The organism is Pseudomonas entomophila L48 (assembly GCF_000026105.1).
Taxonomy (GTDB): Bacteria; Pseudomonadota; Gammaproteobacteria; order Pseudomonadales; family Pseudomonadaceae; genus Aquipseudomonas; species Aquipseudomonas entomophila.
The window spans coordinates 3696900-3708967 of sequence record NC_008027.1; the positions used below are offsets into that span (position 1 = coordinate 3696900).

The following is a 12068-nucleotide window of genomic DNA, read 5'->3' on the forward strand; positions in this document are numbered from 1 at the left end:
AGCAGCACGCTTCCCTAGCCCCCCCAGCAATTCGGGCCCCGCACCGCCCTGGCACAGCCGTTGCACCACCTTCCCCATCGCCAACCTCCCCTTCAGGAGCCCCCATGACCACCGAGTTCTTCTGGCGCCTGCCCTTGGGCACCGACGGCCCGCAGCTGTCCACCGACCGCCACAACCGCGGAAACCCGAACCACCGCCCCGGCCACATCGCCCCCGGCCGCCTGCCCAACGGCGAGGCCGATGGTTTCACCTACATTGACTACATCGCCCAGGTGGCCAAGGCCGCCGAGCTGGCCGGTTTCGAGGGCGCCCTGCTGCCCACCGGTCCCGAGCCGTGGATCGCCGCCGCCGCGCTGGCCCGCGAGACCCGGCGCATCCGCTTCCTGATCGCCTTCCAGGCCACCTGGACCCTGCCCGCCTATGCCGCGCAGCAGGCGGCGATCCTGCAGAACCTCAGCGGCGGGCGGCTGGACTGGAATATCATCACCGGCGGCAACCCCGCCAGCCAGCGCGCCAACGGCGACTTCCTCGAACACGACCTGCGCTACAAGCGCACCGGCGAATTCCTCGACGTGATCCAGGGCCTATGGGCCAATGATACGTTCTCCTACGAAGGCGACATCTACCGCCTGGAGCACGGCAGCCTGCCGCCGGGCCTGCAACACGAGCGCAAGCCTGGGGTGTACTTCTCAGGCTTCTCCGATGCCGCACTGGAGGTCGCCGCCCATCACGCCGACGTGTACCTGAACTGGGCCGAGCCCATCGACAAGCTCAAGCCGCATATCGAGCGGGTGCGCGAACTGGCCGACAAGCAGGGCCGCACGGTGCGCTTCGGCTTGCGCGTCGACCTGTTCGCCCGTGAGACAGAAGAGCAGGCCTGGCGCGAACTGCGCCAGCAGTTCGAACGCCTCGAAGGCAAGAGCAGCGCCATCGCCAAGGGCTTCGCCAGCGGCTCCGACTCGGTGGGCGGCGCGCGCCAGGCTGCCTACCACCAACACCTGCAGGACTTCGACGCGCTGAAGCTGGCACGCAACCTGTGGGCCGGCTTCGCCAAGGCCAAGCCCGGCCCGACGGTGGGCCTGGTGGGCAGCCACGAGCACATCGCCGAACGCCTGGCCGAGTACCGCGACGCCGGCTTCTCGACCTTCATCCTGGCGGCCAACCCGCACCTGGAGGAAGCCTTGCGCATCGGCCAGGAAGTACTGCCACTGGTGCAGCCGCCCGCCGCCGCGCCACTGAAGGCCAGCGCCTGAGGAGCACGAACATGAGCCACCCCCTCGACACCCTCTGGTACACCCGTTGCCCGGTGCCCACCGGCCTGGGCATCGCCGTGCAGCAAGGCTGGCTGCAGCAAGACCTGGCCGCCCTCGGCACCCGCGTGCAGTCGGTGCGCGAAGCCGACGAGCAGGCCGTACGCGAATCGCACTTCGACCACACGTTGCGCAACTCGGTGCGCCACGGCGGCAGCATCCCGGCGATCTGGGCCCGCGCCCAAGGCCGCGAGACCCGCGTGATCGGCCTGTCCTGGGCCGACGAGGCGCAACTGATCCTGACCCGCCCGGACAGCGCCATCCACAGCGTTAAAGATCTCAAGGGCCGGCGTTTCGGCCTGCCCGACTGGGCCGCGGTGCAGATCGACTTCACCCGCGCCCAGGCCCTGCGCGGCCTGGAAAACGCGCTCAGGCTCGACGGCCTGCAAGTGGGCGACCTGCAACTGGTCAACTACCGCTACGCCGGCACCTTCAGCGACCGCCCGGTACGCAATGTCGCCGGCACTCCGGTATCCACCTCAGAGGGCGAAGGCCGCAACCTGGAACTGGCTGGCCTGCTGCGCGGCGAAGTGGACGCGATCTTCCTCAAGGGCGCCAGCGCCGTGCAGCTGGCCCACGCCTTCGGCCTGCGCACCGTGATCGACACCGGCAGCCACCCAGACCCACTGATCCGCTGCAACAACGGCACGCCACGCACCCTGGCCGTGGACAGCCACCTGCTCGAGCAGCACCCACAGGTGGCCCACGCCATCCTCGCCAGCGTGCTGCGCGCCGAGCACTGGGCGCACCAGCACCCGGACGAAACCCGCCGCTACCTGGCGCACGAGACCAACAGCAGCGAGTACTGGGCCGCCGTGGCCTACGGCAACGACGCCCACCTGCGCCTGCGCACCGCCCTGGACGAGCAGGCCATCGACGCCCTGCAGGACTTCGTGCACTTCCTCCAGCGCTGGCACTTCATCCCCGCAAGCTTCGCGGTGCGCGACTGGATCGACCGGCAGCCGCTGGAAGCGCTGCTCGCCACGACAACCCCCATGGACAGGAAGCCCGTCGCCCTATGAGCAAGCCCCTGGAAACCCTCTGGTACACCCACAGCCCGGTACCCACCGGCCTCGGCATCGCCGTGCAGTCCGGGCGCCTGGCCCAGGCCTTCGCACCGTTCGGCACGCGCATCCAGTCATTGCGTGAGTCCAGCGAACGTGAGGTACGCGAGGCCCACTACGACCACCACCTGCAGAACTCGGTGCGCCACGGCGGCAGCATCCCGGCGATCTGGGCCTACGCCAGCGGCGTCGAGACCCGGGTGCTGGGGCTGAGCTGGATCGACGAGGTGCAGTTGATCCTCACCACCGAAGAAAGCGGCGTGCGCGGCATCCGCGACCTGAAGAACCGCCGCTTCGGCCTGCCCAAGTGGGCCAACGTGCAGATCGATTTCACCCGCGCCCAGGCCCTGCGCGGCCTGGAGAACGCGCTCAAGCTCGAAGGGCTGAACGTGGCCGATGTCGAGCTGGTGGACTACCCCTACGGCGGCACCTACAGCGACGAACCCAAGCAGCACCTGTACGGCTCGGAAGTGGCCCTGGACACCCGCCGCGTGAGCCGGCGCAACAACGAGTTGATCGGCCTGCTGCGCGGCGACATCGACGCGATCTTCCTCAAGGGGGCCCACGCGGTGCAGCTGGCCCACGAGTTCGGCCTGCGCGTGGTGGTCGACACCGGCAGCCACCCCGACCCACTGATCCGCAGCAACAACGGCACCCCACGCACGTTGACGGTGGACACCCACTTGCTGCACGAGCATTTCGACGCCAGCCGTATTTTGGTCGATACCGTGCTGCGCACCGAGCAGTGGGCCTGGGCCAACCCCGAGGAGACCCGGCGCTTTCTCGCCCGCGAGCTGAACACCAGCGAGTACTGGGTGGCGGCGGCCTATGGCGAGGACGCCCACCGGCGCTTGCGCACGGCGCTGGATAGCCGGTCGATCGCGGCGTTGCAGGACTTCAGCGAGTTTCTCCATCGCTGGGGGTTCATTCCACGGCGCATCGACGTGCGCGAATGGATCGACTCGAGCGTGCTGGAGCAGGTGATCGGGTCGACATCGCGCCTGGCGGTTTGAACGCGGCGCCGGGCAAGCCGGCCACTGCTCATATGAGGTCGAGCGGGTCGTCGAGGCTGGCGAACAGCTCGTCGAACGTCACCACGTTGATGTCCTGTTCCTTGGGCGCCATGGCCAGCGGTGCGGCCTGGGTGCTGGCGGCGTGGGAAGGGCCCGAGCGCACGCTCCGGGCCCTTTTTTATATCAAGTTCAGGGGATCCAACGGATCGCTCTCGGCATCGAGCATGGCGAAGATTTCGTCGGAGGTGACTTGGATTATCGGTGGCTCGTTCGAAGGAAGCTCGGCGGGGGCCATGACAAGCTGCTCTTCGCGGTTGTTCACGTCATGGGCGTGCCAGCGGGCGAGTACGGTTTCGAGTTCGGGGTGGTTGGCGAGCGAGCCGTAGACCTGGGCTGCGGTGACGGTGGTGGTGGCGAGCGCAGAAAGCCGCGTCAGGGTGGCTTCGAGTCGGCGGCGTTCCTCCTGCATGATTTGCAGCCGGTTTTCATGTTGACGACGGTGTGGGTCCGCCTGCTTGATCGACGCCTGCCTGCGCTGGATCTGTTCATCGAATGAAACCAGCATTGCGCGGATCAGCGACAGTTCACGGCGGGTGACAGGAGGTGTGTTGGCCTGCAGGACCTCCTGATGGCGGCGCAACGCGGCCCAGCAGGCGGGGATATAGGCAACCATGAAATGGTCGCCGACCCTGAACAGTTGATCCATGAACGCCATACGTTCGGGCAGGCCATACTCGTGCCGCAGCATGCGGTTGCACAGCGCTTGCTCGGTGATGGTGCTGCAGCCGGGCGTCCACAGCACGGCGGATTGACGGCCAGGCGCGAAGGGAATGCTCATGAAATGGCGCAATTCGCCGTGGTGCTCGTAGGATTCGGCCAGTTCGAAACCGAGACTGCTGAGCACCGTCTTCATCCCCAGGGGCGCTTGCATATGGGCCTGCGCGACATCCTGCCGGACCCGCTCGAAGGGACGGTGCATCCAGCTGGCGGGGACACTGGGGACCGGGTCGTTGTCGTTGACGATGCGGTGGTGAACCAGATTGGCAGCGCCTTGCATGAAGGTGGCGTCGCCGGCGCGGGGGGCACCGAAGGTGTAGAGTTGGATGTCGATGCCATCTGTTTGGCGGCGAAGCATTTCCGCCAGAAGCAAGGCGACTGCACCGCCAAGGCTGTGGCCGCAGATGACCAGCCGTTGATGGGTGTGGAACCTGTCCATGTACTCCCGGACGAAATTATAGGCTTGCATAGCGGATTCATAGAATCCTCGATGAACTCGCCCTTCCCCTTCATTGAACTCCACCTGTAACGCATCTGCATCCCGAAGCGCATCGGCCATGAATTCGCTGGTACCCCGGATTGCTATCAACATCTGATCAGGCGTGTGAACAATAAATGCCTGAGTATCCGTTGCGTTGAACCGATTTCTGTCATCAAGAAAATGAAGCTTGGCGGGATGCTCTTGAAGATCTCTCTGTTCCGGATGGTTGTAGGGATACAGGTCGGGATCAAAAGGCGCGATTTCCCATCGCTGCGAGTACGGCACTTCTTCATAGAACGGGTAGAACGACTGCGTCAGTTTCGTATCGACCCTCCAGATCTCCCTGAATGCACTCAGCGACTCGGCAAACCAGTTGCCAACGCTGGGCTCAAGGGGAAAGCTGACCGTCGATGCCCGGACCGGGTGCCCATCCGGTTCTTGCCCGAACGGCGAATAGCTCAGCGTGGCCATGAGTGCCAGCTGATACATATTCAACACACAAAAACCTGGATCCTTCGACAGCACCAACCGCAAGGCGCGCAGGGGGCGGACTTCCAGCACCGTGTGCTGGTTGGGCCTCAGGCACACGCCGTGGGCACCATGCCCGCGCATGAGTTTTTTTGCGTGTTTCTCCAAAGGAAAATTAGACTTTGTCGGGGGAGGTAGATGGCAGGCGTACCGGACAAGATCACGAACCTCGACCTGGAAAAAGTGGTCGCACAAGGCTTGAGCAGGGTTGTCCAAGGACCGGGAGCCATCTTCATGTCTGAACCGAGTAGCTTCTGCGCGAACTTGTAGCTCCGTAATTTTTAAAGGGTAAAATTTTCGCTCGATCAAAGTCGTATAAAACTCATCGACACCGATATAGCCTGTCAAAAGTGTAACAACCAACCCGCCACTATAGTGCGCTATAACAGTACCCTTCCCTTGAACATCCAGCACCCCTTGATAAGTCACTCCCTCCCGATCGATTGCCTCATAGCCTAGCCCTGCATATGGCTCGCCTTGTCCAAACTCATCGACTAACTGAAAGCTGGTCCGGCAGTCCTGTATCGGGCAAGCGAAAATTTTCGGGTTAATGGGCAATGACAATTCGTCCACGATATCTTTCATAACAGTTGCTACTCCTTACACCCAGGATGAATTGTGCAAATTTCGCCATTCGGCCCCGTAAAATGACTGAAATCAGATGTGTTACCTCTGCAAAAGGCATAAGGATCTTCAAAACCTTTACCCATACATCTTTTCCACCCGTTTGGAAATTTGACCCACCTCCCGCCTTCGCCCGGCTCCTCCTCTTCAAGCAAACGAACATTCATTTTTATGGTCTTCCCCGGTAGTTGATCCAATGTATAAGCGGCATACACTATCCCTAATCCGATTTCTCCACGACTGACATCCTGCCGACAACTCAACATCTTTCTCAATTGGCGATTTTTTCCCATCGTTCTAAACATCCAATGGCATTCACCATAAAAAACATCTTCACCATCTTTTTTGAATGTGCGTTTATTTTTACCTTCATATTCAGAATAAATATGCATACCCGCACGCGCATAACTATCCACCCTATTGACCCGGGTCGCCTCTGACCACCGTGCAAATATCTTTATCTCGACAGTTTTCAATACCATCTGACAGCCCTTTATCAGAGTGCGTATTTGTATCTCTATTTCTGGCTTGTACTCTCCCAGCCAAGGTCGGTTATATTCCGGCATGGTGCGTGTCCAGTCTGTGACGGTGCATGGGGTACCAGGCTCCGGTTCATAGAGTGCGCCCGCCCAATAAGAAAAATTCGGCGGTAACTCCCCCACCAGTGTGAAAGTATTCGGCTGCCATTCAGAGCAGCTGGTCTGTAGCAATACGGCCGCTACAACAACTCCTCGTTTCCTCCAAGACTTCATTTCACGTTCTCCCTTGCTCTAATGGCGCAATCCGTCGCATCCGCTGAAAATGTGCCTCGGGTGTTTCCTCCGGCCACCGCGCCCAGTCCTCCCCGACCTTGAACCCCGGCGAGCGCAAGCTGCTGAGCAACAGAAACTCCAACTGCGCAGACGCCTCCCAACCCCAGGCCTTGGCCTGCTCCAGCCGTCGCCCAAGCCAGGCCTCGTGGTCCTGTTCACTCGCCAGTTGCAGATAGCGTTCGTAGTCATACCGCACCAGGTACCGGTCAGCATTCACAAGCAGCGTCACCTCGGCGGCAGGTGCCGGCACCCGCAGCCAGGCTGGCTCGGAGGGCACGGGGTAGCTACCGGGGGCCGGGTTATCCACAACCCGCCAGACATCCGTTTGCCAGTAACAGAGGCTGAGGGTCGGGCCGAGGTAAGCTGGCAGTTCAACCTGAGTCAGGGCATTCAGGGCACGGGCCAGCACGCGGTTATCGTGAAAGCGGTACAGCCCGTGCCCAACCATCAGCCGCGCCCGCCAGTGGCTGAGCCAGCCCACCCAGTCGCCGGGCGCCAGGCTCGCCAGCCAACCCCAATGCGTCTGCGGCGCCGAAAGGTCCGGCTCGGCCAGGCGCAGTTCGGCATCGCCGACGAGGAATGCGACCGGCCCGGCACCGGCCAGCTGGGCTGCTGGTGTCTGGTTGTACAAGGCGCTCCAACGGTCGCTACCCAACGTCGCCATCAACACTTGCCGAGTGCGAGCCTCGCCATCCAGCAACAGCACAACCTCACGGCCCTGGGCACGTTGCGCGGCCATCCACAGCCACGGATCCTGATTGTTCATCGAGTACCTCCAAGCGGCAGGCACCGACCATTGGCGCAGGCCTCGCAGAGCGGGCAGTAGTCCTGGTCGGCCTGTTTGCTTGCCGCTACCAGGGCCAGCATCACTGGCGCCACCACCTTGGGCAGCGCGGCTGGCCCTTGGCTGCCCGCCAGCTCAGGCGGCAGCGGAGCCACCGCTTGGCTGGCCGCCGGCGCCCCACCGATCTGGATCGGGCTGCTGCAGAAAATCCCCGCGCCATTGATCACCAAGTGCTGCCCGCCAACCTTGAGGGTGATGCTGGCACCGCCCTCCACCACCACCTCGCCGTCCGCCGACACCTGCACCTGGCGCCCGGCGTGTTGCACCAGCACCGTGCCCACGCGGGTCTGGCTGCCCTCCTCGACCACCAAGTGGTCGCTGGCCCGCACCAGCACCTGCCGATGCCCGCCGACGGTGCGCTGCTCCTCGGCCTCCAGGGTGACCCGGCTGGGCCCCTTCACCCGCACCTCGCGCCGGCCACCGATTGCCTCATGGCTGTCGTTGCCCACCTGCCGCTCGTAGTCGCGCTGGGCGCGCAGGTACAGCAGCTCCTGCCCCGCGCGGTCCTCCATGGCCAGTTCGTTGTAGCCCCCGCCGCCACCCAGGCTGCGGCTGCGCAACACCGTGCGGCTGCGGTTTTCGGGCAAGGCATAGGGTGGCGGGTGCAGGCTGTCGGGCAGGCAGCCGCTGACCACGGGCTGGTCGGGGTCGTTGTCGAGGAAGCTGACCACCACCGCCATGCCGACCCGGGGCAGCGTGACCGCGCCGTAACGGTCGCCGGACCAGCTGGACAGCACCCGCAACCAGCAGCTGGTGTGCGCGTCGCCCCGGCCTTCGCGGTCCCAGTGGAACTGCACCTTGACCCTGCCCAGGGCGTCGCAATACACCTCCTCGCCGGGTGGGCCGGTGACCTTGGCCACCTGGCCGCCGGGCACCTGCGGCCGGGGCCGGGCCAGCGGCGGGCGGAACAGCACGTCCCAGGGGATGGCGTTGAAGGTGTTGCTGTAGCGCGTCTGCGCGTCGGCTGCGGCGTGCTCCTCGAGCACCTGGGGCTGTTGGCCCTCGTGGTGGACGTGGGTGAGCAGCCACAGGTCGTTCCAGGCCTCGCGGGGGTGGTCGTTCAGCTGCAGCAGATGGCCGCTGCGCAGAAACGCCGCGTCGCTGGCTCCTTCGGCCAGGCAATGGTTGAAGCGACAACGCTGCAACGCCCGCTTGCTCAGCGAAGCGCCCCGCTGCTGGTCGAGGGTCTGGCGCAGGCTGCCAGGGTAGGCGTAGTGCTCCAGGGGCAGCACCTGGGCCTCGCCGGTGCTGCTCGGGTAGGCCAGCGGCAGCGCGGCCTTGCGAAAGTCATGGTCGCGCAGCTCCACCTGGTTGACCGCGGTGCGCACGCTCACGCCGAACTGGCTGACCACCTGGGTGTCGGCCTGCAGGCCGGTGGGGGGATGAAAGCCCAGGGCGCGCCCGAGCCGGGGGAAGTGCGACTGGTGGTCGGCGAACACCACGCCGTGGCCCTGGCGCGAATGCTGGAAGTGGTAGTGGATGCCGTCTTCCTGGCACAGCCGTTCGATGAACGCCAGGTCGCTCTCGCCGTACTGCACGCAGTACTCACGCGGTGGATAGGGTTCTTCGAGGAGGAAGCGGTAGCTGTCACCCAGCAGCCCGTGCTCTTCGAGCACCTGGCCGATGATCTGCGCCACCGTGCGCTGCTGGAAGACCCGGTAGTTGGTGCGCAGGCCCAGCCGCGCCAACCGTGGCTCCAGCCGGGCGTGGTAGTGCGTGAGGCGGTCGCCGATCACGCCCTGGCGGAACCGGCTGATGACACCGTGGATACCGCAGTCCAGGCCGTCGAAGGCGAGAAAGGCCGGTTGGTTGAGCATCCGCTCGAGCGGCAGGCGGGCATTTTCGCTGACCAGTTCGAGCTCGAAGCGGTAGAGCCTGCTGATGTATTCGTCGCCGCTGAATTTCAGGACCTGAAGCTCAGGCTGGACTGCCGGTACATGAAACCGCAGGCGGTCGGGGGGTAATGAGTCGAACATCCGTTGTCCCTGGTTGGGCCACCTTGGCCGGGGCGCAGCATTGCCCCCTGCAAAGTGGGGAAAACCGCCAAGCTAGCGGAACTTCTCCGCCAGATATGCAGGACCGATCCGAGCTCGCGTAGGAGCTTTCCTTGGAACGCGTAAGACATTTATGAAGCCCCTGCTGCGCCAGCAACACCCAGCAAGCACCTCTCTGTTGTCCAATCCGCACAGCGCCTGAAAAAATCCAATAAAAACAAGTAAAAACAATAAGTTATGAGACTGGCACAGTCCCTGCTCCAGCACTCCCCAACAACGTTTCAATATGGGGAGACTCCACATGCACCAACGCCATCCACTTGCCCGCCAGATCAGCCTCGCGCTGCTGCTCGGCAGCACCGCCAGCCACACCTTCGCCGCCGCCGACAACAAGCCCGAACCGGCCCTGGAGACCGTCACCGTCACCGCCCAGCACCGCGAACAGACGCTGCAGGAAGTGCCGGTGGCCGTGTCGGCCATCAAGGGCACGCAACTGGTCGCCGACGGCGTGCGCGCAATGGGCGACATCACCACCTTCGTGCCCAACGCCTCGGCCAAGAACCCCGACGGCGACGGTCGCCCGCGCTGGTACATCCGCGGCCTGGGCACCGGCGACACTGGCGCGGCGACGGTCTACCCAGTGGGTATCTATGCCGACGACGTCTACCTCAACGCCCCCGTCGCCGGTGGCGGGCCGCTGTTCGACCTGGAGCGCATCGAGATCCTGCGCGGCCCGCAAGGCACCCTGTACGGCAAGAACACCACCGCCGGCGCGGTCAACGTGATCTCGAAGAAACCGACCTTCGACACCGACGGCTATGGCACGGTCGGCTTCGGCAGCAAGAACGAGCGCATCCTCAACGGCGCCATCGGCGGCACCCTGGTGGACGAGAAACTGGCCGGGCGGGTATCGCTGTATTCCGAAGAGCGCGACGGCTTCCAGAACAACGACTACGACGGCAACACCTACGGCGACGTGAACAAGAAGGCGGTGCGCGTGCAGTTCCTCGCCCAGCTCAACCCCGACCTCGACGCCCTGTTGAAACTCCACAGCCGCCAGTTCAAGGGCGACGGCAGCAACGGCTCATTGCCGGTGGGCCGCTACTACAACGTCGGCTACGAGCGCCCCAACGGCCGTGACATCTCGCTCAACGTCAACGAGGACTACCGCCTCGACCACGACGGTGCCTCGCTGACCTTCAATTGGTACCTGGGCGACTACACCCTGACCTCGATCAGCGCCTACGACTACATCCGCAACCGCTCCACCACCGACGCCGACTACACCCCCTACGAAGTCAACGGCGCCGCGATCACCGACAACAGCTACCGCCAGTGGTCCCAGGAACTGCGCCTGGCCTCGCCGGAGGATCGCCCGCTGCACTGGCTGCTCGGTGCCCACTACTTCCACGAAGACCTCGACAGCGCCGCGCAGCGCATCGTCGCCCCAGGCCCGACACCCAACGGCACCGGCTCCAACCAGGTCGGCACCACGGCCTACCGCGATCTGGGCTTCGACCACTGTACCGACAGCTACGCGCTGTTCGGCAACGTCACCTATGAATTCACCGACGCCTTCAGCGTGACCGGCGGCCTGCGCTGGACCCAGGAGAAAAAAGACATCGACCTGGACCTGGTGCAACTGACCCGCGCCACCGCCAACGGCCCGCTGATCCCCATCGCCGGTGCCGGCAGCAACGGCAACCGCCAGGAAGACAAGACCTGGGAGGCCTGGACCTACGACCTGACCCCGGAATACCGCATCAACGACAACCTGCGGGTGTTCTTCCGCTACGCCCATGGCTTTCGCTCCGGTGGCTTCAATACCGGGCTGTCCACCAGCCTGGCGCAGCTGACCACGGTCGACCCGGAAGAACTGGACGCCTACGAGCTGGGGCTCAAGTCCGAGTGGTTCGACCGGCGCCTGACGGTCAACGCCAACGTCTTCTACTACGACTACTCGGACATCCAGGTGAACCTGCTGACGGTCAACGACGGCGTGCTCACCACCGCCCTGACCAACGGCGCCAAGGGCAAGGTCAAGGGCGCGGAGCTGGAGCTCGAAGGCCAGCCCACCGAACGCCTGCACCTGCGCGCGGCGCTGTCGTTCCTCGACACCGAGTACACCGACTTCAAGAACACCAACCCGACCACCGGCGTGGTGACCGGCGACTACAGCGGCAACAGTTTCGTGCGCTCGCCGCGCAATGTGGTGTCGCTGGGGGCCGACTACACCCTGCCGCTGGACGTGCCCGGGCGTGTGGTGGCCGGTGGCGACGTGAGTTTCCGCGACAAGGAGTACTTCCTCGCCGACCGCCAGGGCAGCGCCGACGCGACCCTCAGCCAGCCGCACTACACCTTGGCCAATGCGCGGCTGAGCTGGTTCAGCGCCGACGACAAGCTCAGCGTCACCGGTTTCGTCAACAACCTCACCGACCGCCGCTACCAGGTGCATGGCCGGCCCAACGGTGGCGCCGGGCAGTACGTGATCACCTACGGCGATCCACGCACGGTCGGTCTGAGCGTCACCAGCCGGTTCTGACTTTCTGCCCTTGGGGCTGCTGCGCAGCCCTTTCGCGACGCAAGGCCGCTCCCACAGTGACCTCGGGAAACCTGAGCCC

Annotated in this window: 9 protein-coding genes; 4 read left to right on the top strand and 5 right to left on the bottom strand. The window is 64.3% G+C overall.

Translation table 11 applies throughout. The features are described 5' to 3' along the window. The first annotated feature begins 104 nt into the window (after positions 1-104). The 3 genes from PSEEN_RS15850 to PSEEN_RS15860 are packed head-to-tail and all read left to right on the top strand — an operon-like array spanning position 105 to position 3387. Positions 105-1253: an LLM class flavin-dependent oxidoreductase gene (locus PSEEN_RS15850; RefSeq protein WP_011534563.1), complete on the top strand. Its 1149-nt coding sequence runs from the start codon at positions 105-107 to the stop codon at positions 1251-1253. Positions 1254-1264: 11 nt separating this feature from the next. After that, positions 1265-2332 carry an ABC transporter substrate-binding protein gene (locus PSEEN_RS15855; protein WP_011534564.1) on the top strand — a complete coding sequence of 356 codons (1068 nt, stop codon included), beginning with the start codon at positions 1265-1267 and terminating at the stop codon, positions 2330-2332. After that, complete coding sequence (locus PSEEN_RS15860; protein ID WP_011534565.1) at positions 2329-3387, top strand: ABC transporter substrate-binding protein; 1059 nt, start codon at positions 2329-2331, stop codon at positions 3385-3387. The genes PSEEN_RS15855 and PSEEN_RS15860 overlap by 4 nt, the downstream gene beginning before the upstream one ends. A 28-nt stretch (positions 3388-3415) precedes the next feature. Here the strand turns inward: PSEEN_RS15860 and PSEEN_RS27110 are convergent, their stop codons facing one another. The 5 genes from PSEEN_RS27110 to PSEEN_RS15875 all read right to left on the bottom strand — a co-directional run bounded on the left by PSEEN_RS27110 (position 3416) and on the right by PSEEN_RS15875 (position 9429). Continuing rightward, entirely contained in the window at positions 3416-3550 is a 135-nt protein-coding gene (locus PSEEN_RS27110) for a hypothetical protein (RefSeq protein WP_269446428.1), read from the bottom strand. A gap of 15 nt (positions 3551-3565) precedes the next feature. Then, on the bottom strand, positions 3566-5758 hold the full coding sequence (locus PSEEN_RS15865) for a lipase family protein (protein ID WP_011534566.1): 2193 nt from the start codon (positions 5756-5758) through the stop codon (positions 3566-3568). 8 nt (positions 5759-5766) lie between these two features. Further along, complete coding sequence (locus tag PSEEN_RS26215) at positions 5767-6363, bottom strand: hypothetical protein (RefSeq protein WP_231845275.1); 597 nt, start codon at positions 6361-6363, stop codon at positions 5767-5769. A 187-nt stretch (positions 6364-6550) separates the two neighbouring features. Then, complete coding sequence (locus tag PSEEN_RS15870; protein ID WP_011534568.1) at positions 6551-7375, bottom strand: DUF4123 domain-containing protein; 825 nt, start codon at positions 7373-7375, stop codon at positions 6551-6553. After that, positions 7372-9429, bottom strand: a complete 2058-nt coding sequence (locus PSEEN_RS15875) for a type VI secretion system Vgr family protein (protein ID WP_011534569.1) — start codon at positions 9427-9429, stop codon at positions 7372-7374. The genes PSEEN_RS15870 and PSEEN_RS15875 overlap by 4 nt, the downstream gene beginning before the upstream one ends. 319 nt (positions 9430-9748) lie before the next feature. Between PSEEN_RS15875 and PSEEN_RS15880 the strand changes: the two genes are divergently transcribed. Then, positions 9749-11989 (top strand): TonB-dependent receptor, encoded by a 2241-nt coding sequence (locus PSEEN_RS15880; RefSeq protein ID WP_011534570.1) that lies wholly within the window; start codon positions 9749-9751, stop codon positions 11987-11989. The last annotated feature ends 79 nt before the right edge of the window (positions 11990-12068 follow it).